This window comes from Micromonospora sp. NPDC002575 (assembly GCF_042889525.1).
Taxonomy (GTDB): domain Bacteria; phylum Actinomycetota; class Actinomycetes; order Mycobacteriales; family Micromonosporaceae; genus Micromonospora; species Micromonospora carbonacea.
On the sequence record NZ_JBIARA010000004.1, the window covers coordinates 102,807 to 122,163 of the forward strand.

The 19,357-nt window shown below is 74.8% G+C and carries 16 protein-coding genes; 10 read left to right on the forward strand and 6 right to left on the reverse strand.

Annotated features, from left to right (window positions below; genetic code table 11):
• Positions 1-442: 442 nt before the first annotated feature.
• Together ACFYWL_RS08135 and ACFYWL_RS08140 are read left to right on the forward strand one after the other, a co-directional pair.
• On the forward strand, positions 443-1,504 hold the full coding sequence (locus tag ACFYWL_RS08135) for a hypothetical protein (RefSeq protein ID WP_386969050.1): 1,062 nt from the start codon (positions 443-445) through the stop codon (positions 1,502-1,504).
• Between the two features lie 346 nt (positions 1,505-1,850).
• Positions 1,851-2,375 carry a phosphoesterase PA-phosphatase gene (locus tag ACFYWL_RS08140; RefSeq protein ID WP_386969052.1) on the forward strand — a complete coding sequence of 175 codons (525 nt, stop codon included), beginning with the start codon at positions 1,851-1,853 and terminating at the stop codon, positions 2,373-2,375.
• Between the two features lie 205 nt (positions 2,376-2,580).
• Here ACFYWL_RS08140 and ACFYWL_RS08145 read toward each other — a convergent pair whose 3' ends face one another.
• From ACFYWL_RS08145 to ACFYWL_RS08155, 3 genes are read right to left on the reverse strand one after another with little or no spacing between them, the layout of a single operon-like run.
• Positions 2,581-3,801, reverse strand: a complete 1,221-nt coding sequence (locus ACFYWL_RS08145; protein ID WP_386969054.1) for a hypothetical protein — start codon at positions 3,799-3,801, stop codon at positions 2,581-2,583.
• Positions 3,802-3,856: 55 nt separating this feature from the next.
• Positions 3,857-5,551, reverse strand: a complete 1,695-nt coding sequence (locus tag ACFYWL_RS08150) for a GTPase (RefSeq protein ID WP_386969057.1) — start codon at positions 5,549-5,551, stop codon at positions 3,857-3,859.
• Positions 5,548-7,395 (reverse strand): ABC transporter, encoded by a 1,848-nt coding sequence (locus ACFYWL_RS08155; protein WP_386969060.1) that lies wholly within the window; start codon positions 7,393-7,395, stop codon positions 5,548-5,550. Before ACFYWL_RS08155 ends, ACFYWL_RS08150 begins: the two co-directional genes overlap by 4 nt.
• A gap of 212 nt (positions 7,396-7,607) precedes the next feature.
• On the opposite strand from ACFYWL_RS08155, the gene dnaK reads away from it, so the two are divergent.
• The 5 genes from dnaK (at position 7,608) to ACFYWL_RS08180 (ending at position 12,349) form a co-directional block, all read left to right on the forward strand.
• Positions 7,608-9,464, forward strand: coding sequence for a molecular chaperone DnaK (gene dnaK, locus ACFYWL_RS08160; protein ID WP_074475639.1), 1,857 nt, complete (start codon positions 7,608-7,610; stop codon positions 9,462-9,464).
• Between the two features lie 47 nt (positions 9,465-9,511).
• Complete coding sequence (grpE, locus tag ACFYWL_RS08165) at positions 9,512-10,255, forward strand: nucleotide exchange factor GrpE (protein WP_386969062.1); 744 nt, start codon at positions 9,512-9,514, stop codon at positions 10,253-10,255.
• Between the two features lie 79 nt (positions 10,256-10,334).
• Positions 10,335-11,519, forward strand: coding sequence for a molecular chaperone DnaJ (dnaJ, locus tag ACFYWL_RS08170; RefSeq protein WP_386969065.1), 1,185 nt, complete (start codon positions 10,335-10,337; stop codon positions 11,517-11,519).
• Between the two features lie 32 nt (positions 11,520-11,551).
• Positions 11,552-11,986 (forward strand): heat shock protein transcriptional repressor HspR, encoded by a 435-nt coding sequence (locus tag ACFYWL_RS08175; protein ID WP_043961133.1) that lies wholly within the window; start codon positions 11,552-11,554, stop codon positions 11,984-11,986.
• 138 nt (positions 11,987-12,124) lie between these two features.
• Positions 12,125-12,349, forward strand: coding sequence for a hypothetical protein (locus ACFYWL_RS08180; RefSeq protein ID WP_386969069.1), 225 nt, complete (start codon positions 12,125-12,127; stop codon positions 12,347-12,349).
• Positions 12,350-12,362: 13 nt separating this feature from the next.
• On the opposite strand, the gene ACFYWL_RS08185 is transcribed toward ACFYWL_RS08180, so the two are convergent.
• From ACFYWL_RS08185 to ACFYWL_RS08195, 3 genes are all read right to left on the reverse strand, one after another.
• A complete protein-coding gene (locus ACFYWL_RS08185; protein ID WP_386969072.1) occupies positions 12,363-12,794 on the reverse strand; it encodes a hypothetical protein in 432 nt (143 codons plus the stop codon).
• 196 nt (positions 12,795-12,990) lie between these two features.
• Positions 12,991-14,196: a cation:proton antiporter gene (locus ACFYWL_RS08190; RefSeq protein WP_386969074.1), complete on the reverse strand. Its 1,206-nt coding sequence runs from the start codon at positions 14,194-14,196 to the stop codon at positions 12,991-12,993.
• Between the two features lie 7 nt (positions 14,197-14,203).
• Positions 14,204-14,704: a cation:proton antiporter regulatory subunit gene (locus tag ACFYWL_RS08195; protein WP_386969077.1), complete on the reverse strand. Its 501-nt coding sequence runs from the start codon at positions 14,702-14,704 to the stop codon at positions 14,204-14,206.
• A 31-nt stretch (positions 14,705-14,735) separates the two neighbouring features.
• Between ACFYWL_RS08195 and ACFYWL_RS08200 the strand changes: the two genes are divergently transcribed.
• The 3 genes from ACFYWL_RS08200 (at position 14,736) to ACFYWL_RS08210 (ending at position 19,346) form a co-directional block, all read left to right on the forward strand.
• Positions 14,736-15,830, forward strand: coding sequence for a hypothetical protein (locus ACFYWL_RS08200; protein ID WP_386969079.1), 1,095 nt, complete (start codon positions 14,736-14,738; stop codon positions 15,828-15,830).
• A 471-nt stretch (positions 15,831-16,301) separates the two neighbouring features.
• On the forward strand, positions 16,302-18,893 hold the full coding sequence (gene clpB, locus ACFYWL_RS08205) for an ATP-dependent chaperone ClpB (RefSeq protein ID WP_386969082.1): 2,592 nt from the start codon (positions 16,302-16,304) through the stop codon (positions 18,891-18,893).
• An 81-nt stretch (positions 18,894-18,974) separates the two neighbouring features.
• Positions 18,975-19,346: a hypothetical protein gene (locus ACFYWL_RS08210; protein WP_386969084.1), complete on the forward strand. Its 372-nt coding sequence runs from the start codon at positions 18,975-18,977 to the stop codon at positions 19,344-19,346.
• Positions 19,347-19,357: the final 11 nt, after the last annotated feature.

Genomic DNA, 19,357 nt, shown 5'->3' on the forward strand with positions numbered 1-19,357 from the left:
CCGGCTGGTGCCGGACTGGTTCCTGGCGGCCGCGCCTAGCCCCGGTGAGGGTTGCCGCGCGGCGTGAGCCGGATTCCGTGCGAACCCGGTTCGGGAGCGCCGGCGTCGTACCGCGCCTGCCGCAGGGTGCGCGGAGGTCGTGGCTGCGTTGCCGTCGTGCCACAAATGATGGCAGAGGAGGTGAGCGCGCCCACAGTACGCCCGCCCCGGATTCCGGGGGCTGTCGGGTTTGTGGCTGGTGGGGGCGGCTGCCCTGGGAGGATCGTGAGTCGCCGGGGCGGGCCGGACAATTTGTGTGTCGACACGCGGTGGCTCCTGGTGAACTGGCCGTCACTGAGTCAAGCTGATGGAACCGGGCGGTCGTTTCATGGGCTTATGCCCGTTTTTGCCCTTGTGGGTCGCCCGGCCCGCATCGATGGTCGACGACGGACGAGGAGTGCGCGTGTCCCAGCCAGGCGAGGGTCCCACCGTGCCGCTGCTCGGCCGGCACCATGCGGCCGGGGGCAGCTACCGCCGGGTCGTCGGGGCGCACCGTGCCCCCGGCTCCGGTGGACCCGGGCGGGGATACCTCTTCACGGTCGCCCTGCTCGCCGGCACCGCCTCGATGCCGATCCTCGCCGCCATCAGCACCGGGTCGGCCACGGTGGGCAGCACCGCGCTCCCCGACAGCAGCACCCCGTTCATCCCCACGCGCTCCGTCGGGCCGGTGATCGTGCCGGCGACCGGCCAACCGGCGGTCGGCCCCTCCACCCCGGCGGGCACGACCGCGGTCCCGCAGACCGGGCTGCCCGGTCCGGGGCTCCCGCCGCCCGCGCCCGCGCCGATCGTGCCGGCCGCCTCCGACCGGTCGGACCCCGAGGCGGTGCACCGCCCGCCGCCCCGGGTGCCGACGCTGCCCCCGCCGCCCACCGTGACCCCGGCCCCCACCCCGACGCCGCACCCCTCCCCGGCCCCGGCGCCGACCGGGGAACCGGTGCCTCCGACCGAGCCGACGCCTCCGACCGAGCCGACGGCGACCCTCTCCGCCTCGGCCCAGGTGCCGACCCCGTCGTCGGGTGCCGAGCCGACCGCGAGCGCGGAGCCGACCGGCGGCCCCGGCCCGACGGCGACCGGGGAACCCGCCCCGGGTCCCGGGCCAACGGTGAGCGCCGAACCCGCCCCGCCTTCCGACGGGCCGGTCGCCCGCGCGACACCCGCTGCCGGGTCGTCCGCGTTCCCCGGGCCGCCGGCGTCACGCACGCCCCCGTCCGCCGTGCCCACGGCGCCATCGGCGGCTCCCACCGTGCGTCGGGCAGCTCCTTCGGCGCCCCCGGCGGCTCCCCGGGTGTCCCCGGCCGTGCCCGAGGTGGTGCCCAGCCCGCCCGCGCACCGCCTTCGGGTGGCCGCCCCGACCGGTCACCCCAGCCCGGCACCGCAGGCTCCGGCCGTCCCGCCCCGGCCTGCCACCACCGCCTTTCCCGTCGAGCCCGCCGCGGGTGACGACCGCCCGCCCGTCACCCGGTGAGGCCCGTCACCGCCGGCCGTCCCGGCCCTCATCAGGATCACGCTCGATCGGGGAAGGAGTGGCCTCGCGGCGGGACGGATGCCACTGCTTCCCGGATCGAGCGTGATCATGGCCAGGGCCCTCGGCGGGGACAGCACGGCGGGAAGCTCCGGTCGGGACCGCACCGCGGGAAGCTCCGGTCGAAACCGCACGGTGGGAAGCGACCGCACGGCAGGGAGCGACGGGGCTGAGCGGACCGCATCGCCCCCCAGCGGGAGGGGAGCCCTTCCACGCCACGGCCGTCCCGCCGGGCCCGGGCCTGCGCGCCGCCCGCCTGGCCACCGAGCTGACCGCGCCCGCCGTCCTGGTGACCCTGCTGACCATGCTGGTCGGCTGGTTCGGCGGGAACGGCGGCGCGCACGGGCTGGCCTGGGGGGTGCTCGCCACCGTCTTCGCCAGCGGGATCCCGTTCGCGTACATCGTCGGCGGGGTGCGCCGTGGGCGTCTCACCGACCACCACGTCGGCGTACGCGAACAGCGCCGGACGCCGCTGCTGTTCGGGCTCGCCTCGGCGGCGGTCGGCTGGGCCCTGCTCGCCGCGTTCGGTGCCCCCCGCCCGTTGCTGGCTCTGGTGGCGGCCGGCGTGGTGGGGCTGGTGGTGGCGGTGACCGTGAGCCACTGGTGGAAGATGTCGATCCACACGGCCGTGGCCACCGGCGCGGTGGTGGTGCTGGTGCTCACCTTCGGCCCGCTGCTGCTGGCCGCCGCGCCGGTGCCGGCGCTGGCCGGCTGGTCCCGGGTGCGGCTGCGGGCCCACACCCTGCCCCAGGTGCTGGTCGGTGGGGCGGTCGGCGGGCTGGTGGCGGGAGCCGTCTACGGCGCGTTGACCTGAGCGCCCGCCCCCCGGCCCGGGGCGCGCTGACCCGAGCGCCCGCCCCCGGCCCGGCCGAGTCCTACGACCAGGGCCGGGCCGGGGGCGGGCGGTGCGGCAGGGCCGGGCCGCGTCAGGCTGCGGCCGGGCCCGGTCAGGCGCTGCGGCCGGGCCGCGTCGGGTCAGGCCCCGTCAGGCGCTTTGGCCGGGGCCGCGTCGCGTCGGGTCAGGCCCCGTCGTCGGCGAGGCGGTGCCGGTTCGCCTCGATCCAGGCATCGAGCGCGGCCGGGTCGTCCGGGTCCACCCCGTCGGCCATCAGCTGGGCCACCGCCGCCGTGGCGGGGCTGCGGCGCTCACCGGTGGAGTAGAGCCGGGCGAACTCGGGAATCATCTCCTCGATGGCCGTGTCGGTGCGCTCCGCCGCCGCCTGCGGCAGCCCCTTGCGCCGGGCCGCGTACGCCGCCCAGCCGCGCAGCACCCGGGGCAGCATGGCGGCGTCGTCCATGTCGAGCACGGCCCGCCGGTGCACCCAGTCCAGCAGGAACAGCTCGGCGACCGTGGGGCTCCAGCGCAGCGCGTCGGCGTCGGAGAAGCTCGCCGCGTGGTCGAGCAGCAGGCTGAGGCAGAAGTGCAGCGAGGCCAGCCCCGCGTCGTCGGACGGGTCGAGGTCGTAGCGGGCTGCCTCGGGCGAGGCGAGGAACGCCCGGACCAGCTCCGTGCGCTGGTCGCCCGAGAGGGGCTCGGCGTCCCGGGTGGATCCGGCGGTCGGCGGAGGCAGCAGCGCCAGCCGGGCACCGGCCAGCGCCCGGTCCGTGGCGAGAGACCCCTCGGCGGGCAGCTCGCCCAGGTCGTCGGTGATGGCCAGGTGCCGGCCGACCTCACCGTGCATTCGGGCCGGGTCCTCCTCCCGGAACCACGTCAGCTCGTCGCCGTCGACCATCTCCCGGACCTGCTCGACGATGCGTCCCGCAGGGCCGCCCACGAAGACGTCCTTCGTGATGCCGATGTTGTGGTCGACCAGGGCCACCAGCGCGTGCTCGGGCCCGCCGGCCGCGTCGTCGTAGGCGAACGTGGCGAGGTAGGAGGTCTGGTCGCCGTACACGTCGCCGTAGCTCCAGGTGCCGGTGAGGCGCACCCGCCCGAGGTGCGCGGCCCAGGCGGGGGCCTGGGTGCCGGGGTTGACCTTCGCCGCGCCCTCGGCGTCGGGCACCAGGGCGGCGAAGACGGAGCGGATGGTCCTCGCCGCGGCCGTGCGGCGGCGGGAGGTGGCGGCGAGGAAGCCCGTGACGAACTCCCGGACGGCCGCCTCCCGGTCGGTCTCCGCGACCGAGTAGACGCTGCCGAGCAGCGCCGCGCCGAGCATCTCGGCATCGAGGGCGGTGTCGAGCCTGGTCACGTCGCGTGCGGCGTGCAGCACCGCGTCGTAGGGGGTTTGAGGCGTGGCCATGCGTCGACCCTACGCCCGCCGGCGGTCCCCGAACAGCGAAGAAAGACCGCGGTCGTCAGCGGCGGGCGGCCTCGTGCAGCGCCTGCCACGCCTGCCCGTGGCGGGCCAGCACCGCCCGCACCGGCTCCACCACGTGCTCCTGCCCGACCGCGCCGACGGCGAGGGTCAGCCGCTTCTCGGCCCGGCCGCGTGCCCGGCGGGCCGCCCACCGCACCACGGGCCTGGTGGACGCCGCCACCAGCAGCCCGGCGAGCAGGCCGCCGAGCAGCAGCACGGTGGGCAGCGGCGCCTCGCCGACCCGGGGATAGTCCAGGGCGGGCAGGCCGAGCGCGCGTAGCGCGTAGCCGAGCGCGAGCCAGCCGAGGCCGGCCGCAGCCGCGAGGGTGACCAGCCACTGCACCCCGCCGACGAGCCGCCACCAGGTGGGCCGGCGGTCCAGCCCGAGGTCGGTCTGCGCCACCGCGCGGTCCAGGGCGTCCGGCAGGTCGCCGAGCCGGGAGCGGGCGGCGGTGGTCACGGCGGTCGCCCACGGGTCGGGCAGTTCGGCGCCGGCGCGGTCGGCCACCGCCCGCACGGCCAGCCCCAGCGCCGAGCGCTGCGCGGCGGTCGGATCGGGTACGGAGGTCGCGGCGACCAGGCTCTCCGCCGGGTCCCCGGCGTCGCCGCCGGTGGGTGGGCCGGGCAGGTGCAGCCGGCGCAGCGGGTCGGGGCGCAGCCGCCGCCAACCCCGCACCAGCGGCCAGCCGGTGCTCGCGGCGGCCCGGTGCCGGTATGCCCCCTCGACCGCCTCCGCCACCGCCGGCACCCCGGCCGTGCCGGCCAGCGCCCGGGTCAGCCCCGAGGCGGGCCCGGCGTCCGGCACGTCGGTCGGGGGCTCGGCGGCGACCAGCTCCGCCAGCCCGGCGACGACCGTGTCGACGTCGCCGGCGAGGCGGCGCAGGGCGGCCTCCCGCTCGGCGACCGTGCGCTCAAGAGTGGCCCGCAGCTCGGCGATCCCGCCCGGGTCGACGGCGGCGGTGGCCAGCAGCGGCACCCCGCCCAGCCCGTCGGCGTCGAGCAGCCGGCGCAGGTCGGCCAGGACGCGGGGCAGCTCGGCCGGGGGCAGCCGGTCGGCCTGGTTGAGCACGACCAGCGTCACGTCCCGGTGCCGGTGGAACTCGCGCAGGTAGCTGGTGTGGACGACCCGGTCGGCGTACTTCTGCGGGTCGACGACCCAGATCACCAGGTCGACCAGGCCGAGCAGCCGGTCGACCTCCAGCCGGTGCGACCGCTGCACCGAGTCGAAGTCGGGCAGGTCGAGCAGGACCAGCCCGTGCAGGGCCGACTCGTCGTCGCCGTCGAGCGCGCTCTCCCGGACGAACCGGTGCCGGGGCAGCACGCCGGTCCAGTCGAGCAGCCGGGTCGCGCCGTCAAGCGGACCCCAGACGCAGGCGTGCGCCACGCCGGTGGTGGGGCGGCGCACCCCGACCGGGGACAACTCGAACCGGGCGAGCGCGTTAAACAGGCTCGACTTGCCGCTGCCGGTGGCGCCGGCGAGGGCGACGACGGTGTGGTCGCGGGAGAGCGCGAGCCGGGTGCCGGCCCGTTCGACGAGGGTGTGCGCGGGCACGAGCTGGGTGTCCGGGAGCTGGCCGTCGGCCGCTTCGAGGAACCGCCGGACGGCCGCGAGGCGGGCGATCAGCGCGTCCGGGTCGACCCGCTGGTCGCCGCGCAGCGCCTCGCGCACCCGGCCGACGATGTTCGGGCTCACCGCGCCCCACCCTCCGGGGCCAGGGCCGAGGGCAGGGCCGCCGCGCCGGCCGCCGCGAGGCCGCTGCGGCGCCGGGCCTGCTCGACCCGCTCGGCCGCCGCCCGCAGGGCGTCTCCGGCGTCGGCCGCCGGCCGGGCCGTCGCGGTGCGGGACAGGAACCGGGTGGCCTCGGCGTCGAGCAGCTCGCGGACCCGCGCCAGCAGGTCGCCCCGGGCCTTCGCGGCCAGCGTACGCACGGCCTGGTCGCCGAAGATCGCCTGGAGCACGGCCTGCCCGGCGACCGTCGTGCCGGCCCCCGTGGCGACCTCCAGCCCGGTCGGGATGAACGCGGTCGAGGCGAACACGGCGATCATCACGGCGAGCCCGGTGGCGTTGACCGCGTATGCGGCGGTGCGGGCGACGAACCGCCGGTCGGCCCCCTCGGACCGGACCAGCTCCAGCACCCCGCGTTGCCAGTCGCGGACCAGCCGTTCGGCGCGCTCGGGGAAGTCGGCGCCGGGGTGGGCCAGCGGCGGTTCGAGCAGGGCCGCCCCGGCGGGGTGCGCCCGCCACCCCGTGTACGCGTTCTCGGCCGCCTCGGCGGCGACCCCGCGCAGCAGCGTGACGAGCTGCGACTCGATGGCGTCGCGTAGCTCGGCGGCGGGCGCGGGCCGGCCGGTCACCGCCGCCAGCAGCCGGTCCCGCAGCCGGCCGATGCGCGCCTCCAGGGTGCGGAAGAACTCGCCGGTGCCGACGAACTCCTGCCAGCGGGCGAGCACCTCGCCGCGCAGCAGCCGGCCGTCGCGCAGCCCCTGCTCCACGGCGCGCTCGGCCCCCTGGTAGGCGGCCACGACCCGCTCGTCGAGGGCGTCGGCGGCATCCCCCTGCTCGTCGGCGGCGTCGGCCAGGCCCGCGACCGCCGGGACGAGCGCGCCCAGCGCGCCGTCGAGGGTCTGCCGGACGACGGCGGCGCGCGCCCCGGCGTCGGCGGCGAGCCGGGAGAACCAGCCGTTCAGCGGTTCGGTGACCTTGTCGGGCAGCAGGCCCTGGCCGTCGACCCAGGTCTCGGGGAGGACGAACAGGGGCGCCGCGCCGAGGCCCTGTTCGGCGAGCATCTCGGCCAGGTGGGCGGCGACCTCGTCGGTGGCCTCCACGGGCACCCGGTCGAGCACCATGGCGATCACCACCCCCCGGGCGCGGGCGGTGTGCAGCAGCTCCCAGGGGACCGCGTCGGCGTACCGGGCGGCGGTGGTGACGAAGAGCCAGAGGTCGGCGGCGGCGAGGAGCTGGCCGGCGAGCGCGCGGTTGGCGTCGACCACGGAGTCGATGTCGGGGGCGTCGAGGAACGCCAGCCCGGCGGGGAGCGCCGGGGCGGTGACGAGCTGGAGGGTGCCCGGGTCCTCGCTCGGCTCGTTGGTGCGGGTGAGGCCGGGCAGCAGCTCGCCCTGGCGGAACCAGCCGGAGTCGGCGGGGTTGCAGACGAGCACCGGCGAGCGGGTGGTCGGCCGGAGCACCCCGGCGGCGCTGACCCGGGCCTGGACGAGGCTGTTGACCAGCGTCGACTTGCCGGCGCCGGTGGAGCCGCCGACGACCACGAGCAGCGGCGCGTCGAGCCGGGCGAGCCGGGGCAGGAGATAGTCGTCGAGCTGCGCGGTGAGGCTCGCGCCGACCTGTCGGGCGGCCTCGGCCGAGGGCAGGGCGAGCGGGAAGCGGGCCGCGCCGATCGCGGCCCGCAGGGCGGTGAGCGCGGCGGGCAGGCCGTCCCCGGGAGGGCCGGGCGGGTCCTCCCCGGCATCCCCCGTGCCGGTACGGGCGGCGACGGCGGGCGAACCGGTTCCGATGGCGGGATCGCCGTGCGTCGTCACCGCTAAAGCGTGCCCGACCAACGCAAGGTAAGACAACCGGGCTCCCCCGAACGCGAGGTTGCGTCGGGTCGGCTCAACTCGACTTGACGATCGCCGTACGCGTGGCACTATTGAGTCAAGTTCACTCAACTTGTGGCGAGCGAGCGGCGGGACAGCCCCCGTCACCTGCTCCGACGCGAGAAGCCTCCAACGTAAGAAGCGAGGAAGCGAAGATGGCACGTGCGGTCGGTATCGACCTCGGCACGACGAACTCCTGCGTCAGCGTTCTCGAGGGCGGTGAGCCCACCGTCATCGCGAACGCTGAGGGCTCGCGGACGACCCCGTCGATCGTCGCGTTCGCCCGCAACGGGGAGGTCCTCGTCGGCGAGGTCGCCAAGCGCCAGGCGGTGACGAACCCGGACCGGACCATCCGGTCGGTCAAGCGGGAGATCGGCACCAACTGGACCGTCGACATCGACGGCAAGAAGTACACCCCGCAGGAGATCTCGGCCCGGACGCTGATGAAGCTCAAGCGGGACGCCGAGGCGTACCTGGGCGAGCAGATCACCGACGCGGTGATCACCGTCCCGGCCTACTTCAACGACGGCCAGCGGCAGGCCACCAAGGAGGCCGGCGAGATCGCCGGCTTCAACGTGCTGCGGATCGTCAACGAGCCGACCGCGGCGGCCCTGGCGTACGGGCTGGACAAGGGCTCCAAGGAGCAGACCGTCCTGGTCTTCGACCTCGGCGGCGGCACCTTCGACGTGTCGCTGCTGGAGCTGGCCGAGGGCGTCGTCGAGGTCAAGTCGACCAGCGGCGACAACCAGCTCGGCGGCGACGACTGGGACCAGCGGATCATCGACCACCTGGTGAAGACCTTCCGGGGCGAGCACGGCATCGACCTGGCCCAGGACAAGATGGCCCTCCAGCGGCTGCGCGAGGCGGCCGAGAAGGCCAAGATCGAGCTGTCGGCGGCCACCACCACCAACATCAACCTGCCGTACATCACGGCCGGCTCCGCCGGCCCGCTGCACCTGGACGTGACGCTCAGCCGCGCCGAGTTCCAGCGGATGACGCAGGACCTGCTGGACCGCTGCAAGGGCCCGTTCGAGCAGGCCGTCAAGGACGCCGGGATCAAGGTCGCCGACGTCGACCACGTCATCCTCGTCGGCGGCTCCACCCGGATGCCGGCCGTCACCGACCTGGTCAAGCAGCTCACCGGCAAGGAGCCCAACAAGGGCGTCAACCCCGACGAGGTCGTCGCCGTCGGCGCGGCCCTCCAGGCCGGCGTGCTCAAGGGCGAGGTCAAGGACGTCCTGCTGCTCGACGTGACCCCGCTGAGCCTGGGCATCGAGACCAAGGGCGGCATCTTCACCAAGCTCATCGAGCGCAACACCACCATCCCGACCAAGCGCTCCGAGGTCTTCACCACGGCAGACGACAACCAGCCGTCGGTGCTGATCCAGGTGTTCCAGGGCGAGCGGGAGATCGCGGCCTACAACAAGAAGCTCGGCACCTTCGAGCTGACCGGCCTCCCGCCCGCGCCGCGCGGCGTGCCGCAGATCGAGGTCACGTTCGACATCGACGCCAACGGCATCGTGAACGTGCACGCGAAGGACCTGGGCACCGGCAAGGAGCAGAAGATGACGATCACCGGCGGCTCCTCGCTGCCGAAGGACGACATCGAGCGGATGCGCCGCGACGCCGAGGAGCACGCCGAGGACGACAAGCGTCGCCGCGAGGAGGCGGAGACCCGCAACCTCGCCGAGGCGCTCCAGTGGCAGACCGAGAAGTTCCTCGCCGAGAGCGGCGACAAGCTGCCGGGAGAGAACCGGGAGCAGCTCAACGAGGCGCTCGGCGAGCTGCGCGGCGCGCTCGGCGGCCAGGACATCGACAAGATCAAGGCGGCCCACGAGAAGCTCGCGCAGGTCTCCCAGCAGGCCGGCTCGCTGCTCTACGCGTCGCAGCAGGCCGAGCAGGGCGAGCAGCCGGGGGCGGCGGGCCCGGGTGCCGGCGCGACCGGCGGTGCCAAGGCCGGCGGCGCCGACGACGTGGTCGACGCGGAGATCGTGGACGAGGACAAGAAGTGACGATCCGCCTCGGACACGTATCGACGGCCAAGGGATGAGGTAACCGCATGACGGAGAAGCCACGAGCCGCCGACCCGGTGGAGTCCGGGTCGACGCCGGGTGGCTCCGCGACCGCCGGGCAGTCCGCCGGTGAGCAGCCGCGGGTCGTCATCCGTGACAATCGCAAGATCAGCAAGTCCGAGGTGCCCGCCGCAGCCGACGCCGGGGCCGACACCCCGGCGGAGGGCCTGGTCGAGGACGCCGAGATCGTGGTCGACGAGATCGAGGTCGAGGCCGCCTCGGTGGACGGGCCGCCCGTCGTCGACGCCCCGGCCGAGCCGGTCGAGGGCGGCGCGCCGCCCACCGCGGCCCCGCTCGGGGCCGAGCTGGAGGCGCTGCGGGCCGAGCTGGACGAGCGGACCCGCGACCTGCAACGGGTGACGGCGGAGTACGCCAACTACCGCAAGCGGGTGGACCGGGACCGCAGCCTCGTCCAGGAGCAGGCGACCGGCTCGGTGCTCGCCGCGCTGCTGCCGATCCTCGACGACCTGGACCGCGCCCGCGAGCACGGCGACCTGGTGGGCCCGTTCGGCACCGTCGCCGAGCAGCTCACCACCGCGCTGGGCAAGTTCGGCCTGTCGGCGTTCGGCGAGCAGGGCGACCCGTTCGACCCGACCCGGCACGAGGCGGTGGCCCACCAAACCTCTGCCGACGTGACCGAGCCGACCTGCGTGCAGGTCATGCGCCGGGGCTACCAGCTCGGCGAGCGGCTGCTGCGGCCGGCCATGGTCGCGGTCGCCGACCCGGAGTAGTGCCGACCCGTGTCGTCCCGCCCGCCCGCACCGGGCGGGCGGGACGTCCGGGGTACGTCCCGTGGAAGGGGGTGGACCGGTGAGTACCAAGGACTGGATCGAGAAGGACTACTACGCCACGCTGGGCGTGCAGAAGTCCGCCTCCTCGGACGAGATCAAGAAGTCGTACCGGAAACTGGCCCGGGAGTCGCACCCGGACCACAACCCGGGCGACACCGGGGCCGAGGAGCGGTTCAAGGCCGTGTCCGAGGCGTACGCGGTGCTCGGCGACGAGGCCAAGCGCCGAGAGTACGACGAGATGCGCTCGCTGTTCGGCTCGGGTCAGTTCCGGCGCAACGCCCGGGGTCCCGGCGGGCCCGGCGGGCAGCCGTTCGACGTGTCCGACCTGTTCGGCGGCGCGGCGGGCGGCGGTGACCGGCGCTTCGGCGGGGCCGGCTTCCAGGACCTGTTCAGCTCGATCTTCTCCGGCGGCGGCGCCGGCGGCCCGGCCCGCGCCCGCGGCCCGGCGAAGGGCCGGGACATCGAGACCGAGGTGGCGCTCGACTTCGGCGACGCGGTACGCGGGGTCACCCTCCCGCTGACCCTGCGCGCGCCCGGGATCTGCGACACGTGCGCCGGCAGCGGGGCGAAGCCGGGCACCTCGCCGGTGACCTGCCAGGTCTGCCACGGCGCCGGGGTGACCAACCGCAACCAGGGGTCGTTCAGCTTCTCCGAGCCGTGCCGCAACTGCCAGGGCGTGGGGACGGTCGTCGAGGAGAAGTGCCCGGAGTGCCACGGCACCGGCGGGGTCACCAAGACCCGCACGCTGAACGTCCGCTTCCCCGCCGGGGTGGCCGACGGCCAGCGGATCCGGCTGAACGGGCGCGGCGAGCCGGGCGAGCGCGGCGGCCCGGCCGGCGACCTGTACGTGCACGTCAAGGTGCGGCCGGACGAGCTGTTCGGGCGTACCGGGGACGACCTGACCCTGACCGTGCCGATCACCTTCCCGGAGGCCGTGCTCGGCACGGACCTGCGGGTGCCCACGCTCGACGGCACGGTGACCCTGCGGGTCCCGCCGGGCACGCCGAGCGGCCGGGTGCTGCGCGCCCGGGGCAAGGGCGTCGTGCGCCGCGACGGAAAGGCCGGTGACCTCCTGGTCACCCTCGACGTGGTGGTGCCGGCGGGGGTGTCCGACGAGGCGCGGGCGGCGCTGGAGGCGTTCGCCGAGCAGACCCCGCCGGCCGCCCGGGAACATCTCGACGCCCGGGTGCGTCGGTTCAGTTGAGCCTGCTGGAGTGTGTGCGGAGGTGAGCGGGGATGGCGGGAGAGCACGTCGGCTCGGGTGACCCTGCCTACGAGGCCAAGGTGCTGATGATCTCGGTCGCGGCGCGGATGGCGGGGATGCACCCCCAGACCCTGCGCCAGTACGACCGGCTCGGCCTGGTGCAGGCCGGCCGGGCGGCCGGCGGCGGGCGTCGCTACAGCGTCCGGGACGTGGTGCTGCTGCGCGAGGTGCAGCGGCTCAGCCAGGACGAGGGCGTCAACCTCGCCGGCGTCAAGCGGATCATCGGCCTGGAACGCCTGCTGGAGCAGGCCCAGCAGCGGATCGCGCGGCTGGAGGCCGAGCTGGACGCCGCGTACCGGCGGGTGGCGGAGCTGGAGTCCCTCGCCCGGTTCCCGGGCAGCGACCTGGTGCCGACCAACCGCACCTCCACCGCCCTGGTGGTCTGGCGTCCCCGGCGCGACCGCTGACCCACCGATCACCCCGTCGGAGCCCCACCGGCCCGGTCCGCTTCCCGGAACCCCGGCGCGGGCCGGGCCGGCTCCACTAACCTGCGAATCAGGGCCGGCCCGATCGATCCGGGGCTGCCGCGCTGGCGAGGGGGAGCCATGTCGGAGCAGGCCAGGGAGGTCGCGCAGCAGGCGGAGGAGCGGCTCGACCGGGTCGCCAAGGCCGCCCGGCAGCAGTTCGACAAGATCACCGGGGGGCGGTTCACCGACAAGGTGCGGGAGGGCCGGTTCGCCGAGCGGGGCGACGATGCCGACCGGGGGCGGGCTGACCGGCGCTCGGAGCAGGGCGCGTGGGGCGAGCAGCGGGGCGGATCGGCCGCCTGAGGACGCCCCGGCGTCAGCCGATGCGGCGGTTCTCCCGGACCAGGCCGCCCTCGCACCAGTCCCGGTAGACGAACAGGTGCGGGCGCGCCAGCAGCACGCGGCTGTTGTGCGCCCACGTCCGCATCAGCTCGTCGCCGGTCCGCTCCGACTGCTCGACCAGCTTGCGGAAGCGCCGCTTCGGATGGGCGCGGAAGTTCGTCCGGATGCCGTCGGCGGCGTAGATGTAGAGGCAGTGCAGCGCGAACCGGCGGGCCGGGCAGGCCGGGTCCATCGCCAGCTCGAAGAGGGTCTGCACCAGGTGGTCCCCGGAGACCAGCAGGTCCCAGTCCGGCGGCATCGACGTCAACGGCACCGAGTCGGGGTGGTACGCCCACGCCCGCAACTCCGCCGGGGACGGGTCGACGGGGTTGGCGAAGCCGTGGAACGTCGAGTCCTGCACGCTCACCGGCCAACCTTCCGCTCCCGCCCGAGGGCGGCCGGCCGACCGGCCTCCCGCGGACCCTTGCTGCTGGGGCGAACGGTAACCCGGCCCGTCGACCAGGGGGAAGGGGCTCCCAGCACAATTCGGCATCCGATGGACGCGGGGCGGGGCCGGCCGTACGGCCGACCCCGCCCCCGGCGGGACGAGACTGAGTGTCGACTCAGTCGGTGGTGACCAGCGGCTCGGCGCGCTGGGCGACGGCCCGCTGCCGCAGCCACACCTTGAACCAGGCGAAGTCGGGCAGCCGCGCCAGCATCGGCCCGGTCACCACGGTGATCAGCACGTACGCGGTGGCCAGCGCCGCCAGCTTCGGCTCGACGCTGCCGGCGGCCACGGCGAGCCCGGCGATGACGATGGAGAACTCGCCGCGCGGCACCAGGGCCAGCCCGGCCCGCCACCGGCCGGGTTCCTTGATCCCCACCCGCCGGGCGGCCAGGTACCCGGTCAGCGTCTTCGTCCCCATCGTCACCACGGCCAGCGCGAGCGCCGGCAGCAGCACGGGCGGGATGTCCCGGGGGTCGGTGACCAGGCCGAAGAAGACGAAGAACACCGCCGCGAACAGGTCCCGCAGCGGGGAGAGCATCTCGGTGGCGTGGTGCGCCACGGGGCCGGACAGGGCGATGCCGACGAGGAACGCGCCGACCGCCGCCGACACCTGGAGCTTCGCCGCGACGCCGGCGACCAGCAGGGTGAGCCCGAGCACGCCGAGCAACAGCGCCTCTGGGTCCTTCGCCGACATGGCGGAGGAGATCAGGTGGCCGTACCGGATCGCCACCACGAGCACCAGCACGACGGTGCCGACGGCGACGCCCAGCGCGATGCCGCCGCCGAGCAGGCCGGTGCCGGCCAGTACGGCGGTGAGCAGCGGCAGGTAGAGCGCCATCGCCAGGTCCTCGATGACCAGCACCGACAGCACCACCGGCGTCTCCCGGTTACCGAGCCGACCCAGGTCGGCCAGCACCTTGGCGATCACGCCCGAGGAGGAGACCCAGGTGATGCCGGCCAGCACGATCGCGGCCACCCAGTCCCAGCCGAGCAGGAAGGCGAAGGCCGCGCCGGGCAGCGCGTTGAACACCCCGTCGATCACGCCGGCGGGCGCCGCCGAGCGCAGGTTGCCGACGAGTTCGCCGGCCGAGTATTCCAGGCCGAGCATGACCAGCAGCAGGATCACGCCGATCTCGGCGCCGACGGCGAAGAACTCCTCGCTGGCGGTCAGCGGCAGCACGCCGCCGTGGCCGAAGACGAGCCCGGCGAGCAGGTAGAGGGGAATGGGGGAGAGGCCGATCCGCCGCCCGAGCCGCCCCAGCAGCCCGAGCAGGAACAGCAGCGCACCGACCTCGATGAGCAGCGTTGTGGTCTCGTGCATCCGCGCCTCAGCCGTCCGGGTCGCTGTCGGCGAGGATGGCGGTCACGCCGTCGAGCCCCTTGCGGGTGCCGACCACGACCACCACGTCACCGGCGTCGAATCGGAAGGCCGGGTCGGGCGAGACGATCACCTCGCCCTGGCGCAGCACCGCGACGATCGAGGCGCTGGTCCGGGTGCGGGCCTTCGTGTCGCCGAGCCGCCTGTTGACGTACTTGGAGCCGGCGGGGAGGGCGATCTGCTCGGTGAGCAGCCCGGCTGCCTGCTCGCGCAGCCCGGAGAGCTGGCCGAGCATCAACGACGCGCCGAGGATGTCGGCCAGCGCCTCCGCCTCGTCGTCTGTCAGCGGTATGTCGTGCTGGCAGGAATCGGGATCATCGGGGTCGTAGAGGACAAGGTCCCGGCGGCCATTGCGGTGGGAAACCACACCAAGCCGGCGCCCGGATTCCGTCATCAGGTCGTGACGCATTCCGATCCCGGGTAGGGCAGTCTGTTCGACACGTACTCGCACGGCGTCAGGCTACCGGTTGGGGGGTAGGCCGATGACTCGTCGGTTCGGCCGTAGGACGGTCGCGCTGCTGCTCGCGGCCCTGCTGACCGGCTGCTCGATCGGCGACGTCCGTCGCCCGCCGCCGGACCGCGCCGTCCCGCCGCCCCGGTCGCCCGCGATCCCACCGACGCCGTCGCCCCCGGCCACCGCCGTCGAGTTGCGCGAGGTCCGGGTCCCGGTCGGCAAGGGGTACGACTTCCCGTACGTCGAGTTCGTCACCGCCGAGCAGGCGTACGCCCTCTTCTCCGGCTGCCCGGCCCGGCCGGCGGCGCGGGACTGCCCGGCGGTGCTCTACGCCACGGTCGACGGCGGCCGGTCCTGGCGGCGGCTCGTCCTTCCCCGCGTCGTTGCCGAGCACCCGCAGCTCTACGCCGCCCCGGGGGTGCTGGCGCTGCTCGCCGAGCCGCACGGCTGGTACACCTCCACCGACGGCGGGCACACCTTCGCGCACACCGCGCAGGAGCCCGTCGCGTGGCGGGCCGCCCAGGGCCGGTTCCAGATCGACGAGGCCACCGGCCGGGTGGCCCGCTGGGAGGGCCGGCGGGCGACGCCCCTGCCCGCCCAGCCGTCCGTGCGGGATCCGCACGGCGTCGTCGAGGCCCGTGGCCTGCTGGTGGTGGCCGGCGTCGACGGCGGCAAGCCGTACGCCGCGGTCTCGGCGGACCGGGGGCGCACCTGGCAGCGGACCCCGGTGCCGACGCCCGGCGGCGAGGTCGGGGTGCTGCGGCCGACGGTCGGGCCGGACGGCGAGGCGCGCCTGGTCGGCTGGCCGCCGGACCGTACGGCGTTTCCCTTCCTCTGGCGCTACCTGGGCCGGTGGGTGCCGGTGCTCGCCACGGGGCATCCCGCGCGGGCGAGCTCGGTGGTGCCCCTGACCACCGGCCGGTTCGCCGTCAACGGCCCGGACGGCGTGGGCGTGGTGGCCGACGGCCGGTACGGCCCGCTCGACTGGCCGGTCACCCCCGAGCACCACCTGACCCTGCTGGCCGACGGCACGCTGGTGGGACGCGCCGCCGACGAGGTGCTGCTGGCCGCCGGGCCGGTCGGCGACCGCCGCTGGGCGCGTGTGGTGCTGGCCCCGGCCTGACCGGGCATGCCGCGCGCCCGCGGGCCGGGCGGCCCGTGCCGTGCCGCCACCTCGCCTGGGGCTGGGGGTGGGACTCGTTGCCGCGCCTAGGGAGCTGAGTCGTTTGTGCTATCAGGCCCGCTGGCCAGGCCGCCCTCGATGAGGGAACGAGTGGCCTCGATCGCGGAACGAGTGGCCTCGGAGCCGGCGCGACGCCACTCGTTCCGCGATCGAGCCTGATCTTGCGCGCCTTCGCCGCCCGCCGCCCCTCGCCCGCCGCCCGAGAGGCCGGCCGGGCGTGCGGGCCAGGCTGGGCGGCCCGCGTGATGGCGTTGGTGACTCAGCTCCCTAGCGGTCGCACCGACCAGGTGCCGCCCCGCCGTCTCGGCCGCCCCGGGCTGAAGTGACTCAGGTCACACGGGCAAGGTTGAGCGGAATAGGCTCAACTCTGGTTGTGTCCTTCCTAGTGGACACGCCGATCCGGGGGAGCCCATGAACACGGAACGTCTCACCACCAAGAGCCGCGAGACCATCACCGGTGCCGTCGCGCTGGCGAACCAGCGCGGTCACGCCACCGTGGAGCCCTGGCACCTGCTGCTGTCGCTGCTGAACACCCAGGGGTCGACCGCCGCCGGCCTGCTGCGCGCCGCCGGGGCCGACCCCGCCGAGTTGCGCCGGGCCGCCCAGCGCGCCGTCGACGCCCTGCCGGCCGCCCGGGGCTCCAGCATCGCCGAGCCCACGCTGGCCCGCGAGTTCGTCAACGCCATCGGCGCCGCCGAGCAGATCGCCCGGCCGCTCGGCGACGAGTACACCTCGACCGAGCACCTGCTCGCCGGCCTGGCCCGGGTGGGCGGCGCGGTCGCCACCGCGCTGCGCAGCGCCGGCGCGACCGAGGAGAGCCTGGTCGCCGCGTTCCCGACCGTCCGGGGCGGGGACCGCCGCGTCACCACCGCCGACCCGGAGCAGACCTACCAGGCCCTGGCCAAGTACGGCGTCGACCTCACCTCCAGCGCCCGCGACGGCAAGATCGACCCCGTGATCGGCCGGGACTCCGAGATCCGGCGGGTCATCCAGGTGCTGTCCCGGCGTACCAAGAACAACCCGGTGCTGATCGGCGAGCCCGGCGTCGGCAAGACGGCGATCGTCGAGGGCCTGGCGCAGCGGATCGTGGCCGGCGACGTGCCCGAGTCGCTGCGCGACAAGAAGCTGGTCTCGCTCGACCTCGGCGCGATGGTGGCCGGCGCGCAATACCGGGGCCAGTTCGAGGAGCGCCTCAAGTCCGTGCTGGAGGAGATCAAGAACTCCGACGGCCAGGTCATCACGTTCCTCGACGAACTGCACACCGTCGTCGGCGCGGGCAAGGGCGAGGGCTCGATGGACGCCGGCAACATGCTCAAGCCGATGCTCGCGCGCGGCGAGCTGCGAATGGTCGGCGCGACCACCCTCGACGAATACCGCGAGCACATCGAGAAGGACCCGGCCCTGGAGCGCCGCTTCCAGCCGGTGCTGGTCGGCGAGCCGACGATCGAGGACACCATCGGCATCCTGCGCGGGCTCAAGGAGCGCTACGAGGTGCACCACGGCGTACGCATCACCGACGCCGCCCTGGTCGCCGCCGCAGCCCTCTCCGACCGCTACATCACCGACCGGTTCCTGCCCGACAAGGCGATCGACCTGGTCGACGAGTCGGCGTCCCGGCTGCGCATGGAAATCGACTCCCGGCCGGTCGAGGTGGACGAGATCGAGCGGGCCGTGCGCCGCCTGGAGATCGAGGAGATGGCGCTGGCCAAGGAGCCCGACGCCGCCTCCGCCGAGCGGCTCGACCGGCTACGCAAGGAGCTGGCCGACAAGCGCGAGCAGCTCACCGCCCTGTCCGAGCGCTGGCAGACGGAGAAGAGCCACATCACCAAGCTCTCCACGGCCAAGGAGGAGCTGGAGCGGCTCGGCGGCGAGGCCGAGCGGGCCGAGCGCGACGGCGAGCTGGAGCGGGCCGCCGAGCTGCGTTACGGCCGCATCCCCGCCCTCAAGGCCGACCTGGCGAAGGCCGAGGAGGAGCTGGCCCGGCTCCAGGCCGACGGCGCGATGCTCAAGGAGGAGGTCGGCGCGGACGACATCGCCGCCGTGGTCGCCTCCTGGACGGGCATCCCCGCCGGCCGGCTCCTCGAAGGCGAGACCGCCAAGCTGCTGCGGATGGAGGAGTCGCTGGGCGCGCGCGTGGTCGGCCAGGCCGAGGCCGTCTCGGCCGTCTCCGACGCGGTGCGCCGCGCCCGGGCCGGCGTCGCCGACCCGGACCGCCCCACCGGCAGCTTCCTCTTCCTCGGCCCGACCGGCGTCGGCAAGACCGAGCTGGCCAAGGCGCTCGCCGAGTTCCTCTTCGACGACGAGCGGGCCATGGTCCGCATCGACATGAGCGAGTACGGCGAGAAGCACTCCGTCGCCCGCCTGGTCGGCGCCCCGCCCGGCTACGTCGGCTACGAGGAGGGCGGCCAGCTCACCGAGGCGGTGCGCCGCCGGCCGTACTCGGTGATCCTGCTCGACGAGGTCGAGAAGGCCCACCCCGACGTCTTCGACGTGCTGCTCCAGGTGCTCGACGACGGCCGGCTCACCGACGGCCAGGGCCGCACGGTGGACTTCCGCAACGCGATCCTGATCCTCACCTCCAACCTCGGGTCGTCGGTGATCAGCGACCTGACGCTGACCGAGGAGCAGCGCCGGGAGGGCGTCCTCGCGGTGGTCCGGTCGCACTTCAAGCCGGAGTTCCTCAACCGGCTCGACGACATCGTGGTCTTCGCCGCGCTGCTCGGCGACGACCTGCGGGCCATCGTCGACATTCAGCTGATGCGGATGCGGAAGCGACTCGCCGACCGTCGGCTGACGCTGGACGTCAGCGAGGCCGCGCGGGGGTGGCTCGCCGAGCACGGGTACGACCCGATCTACGGCGCCCGCCCGCTGCGCCGGCTGGTGCAGTCCGCCATCGGCGACCAGCTCGCCCGGGCGCTGCTCTCCGGCGCGATCCGCGACGGCGACACGGTCCAGGTCGACCTGGCCGACGGCAAGGACGGGCTGACGGTCGCCGCGGCCTGACCCGCTGGCGTGAATGTTAATAGGGGCCCCCTGCACAACGTTTTGCGTTAACAGGGGGCCCTTCCTTCTAGGGGGTTAGGGATGGGCGAACCGCTCGACGCGGCCGTGCGGGAGTTGGCGGGCGCCGACACGCTCGCCTTCGGCGGGGTCGGCTTCGCCGGCACGGTGCTGCCGGAGACCGAGGCGTACTTCGAGGTCGAGCGGCAGCTCGACGCGCACCCGGAACAGGCCCGGCGGAAGGTCGACTGGCTGCTGGCGCACGGCTCGCCCGCCGGCCGGGCGTACGCGGCGACCCTGCTGGGGCGGGTCGACCCGGCCGCCGCCCGTGCCGCCTGGGAGGCGCTGCGCGGCTCCGACGCCGAGCTCGTCACCTTCGCCGGCTGCATCATGGGCCGGACCAAACTCGGCGAGTACGCGAACACGCAGCTCAACCGGCCCGAGGACGGTACGTAACTGAGCCATCA

What these genes read in the sequence shown, in the direction of transcription:
- ACFYWL_RS08145 (WP_386969054.1), bottom strand. Translation starts at nt 3,801, where the DNA reads ATGGCCACGCCTCAAACCCCCTACGACGCGGTGCTGCACGCCGCACGC.
- ACFYWL_RS08180 (WP_386969069.1), top strand. Translation starts at nt 12,125, where the DNA reads ATGTCGGAGCAGGCCAGGGAGGTCGCGCAGCAGGCGGAGGAGCGGCTC.
- ACFYWL_RS08190 (WP_386969074.1), bottom strand. Translation starts at nt 14,196, where the DNA reads ATGCACGAGACCACAACGCTGCTCATCGAGGTCGGTGCGCTGCTGTTC.
- ACFYWL_RS08175 (WP_043961133.1), top strand. Translation starts at nt 11,552, where the DNA reads ATGGCGGGAGAGCACGTCGGCTCGGGTGACCCTGCCTACGAGGCCAAG.
- dnaK (WP_074475639.1), top strand. Translation starts at nt 7,608, where the DNA reads ATGGCACGTGCGGTCGGTATCGACCTCGGCACGACGAACTCCTGCGTC.
- clpB (WP_386969082.1), top strand. Translation starts at nt 16,302, where the DNA reads ATGAACACGGAACGTCTCACCACCAAGAGCCGCGAGACCATCACCGGT.
- ACFYWL_RS08210 (WP_386969084.1), top strand. Translation starts at nt 18,975, where the DNA reads ATGGGCGAACCGCTCGACGCGGCCGTGCGGGAGTTGGCGGGCGCCGAC.
- ACFYWL_RS08200 (WP_386969079.1), top strand. Translation starts at nt 14,736, where the DNA reads ATGACTCGTCGGTTCGGCCGTAGGACGGTCGCGCTGCTGCTCGCGGCC.
- grpE (WP_386969062.1), top strand. Translation starts at nt 9,512, where the DNA reads ATGACGGAGAAGCCACGAGCCGCCGACCCGGTGGAGTCCGGGTCGACG.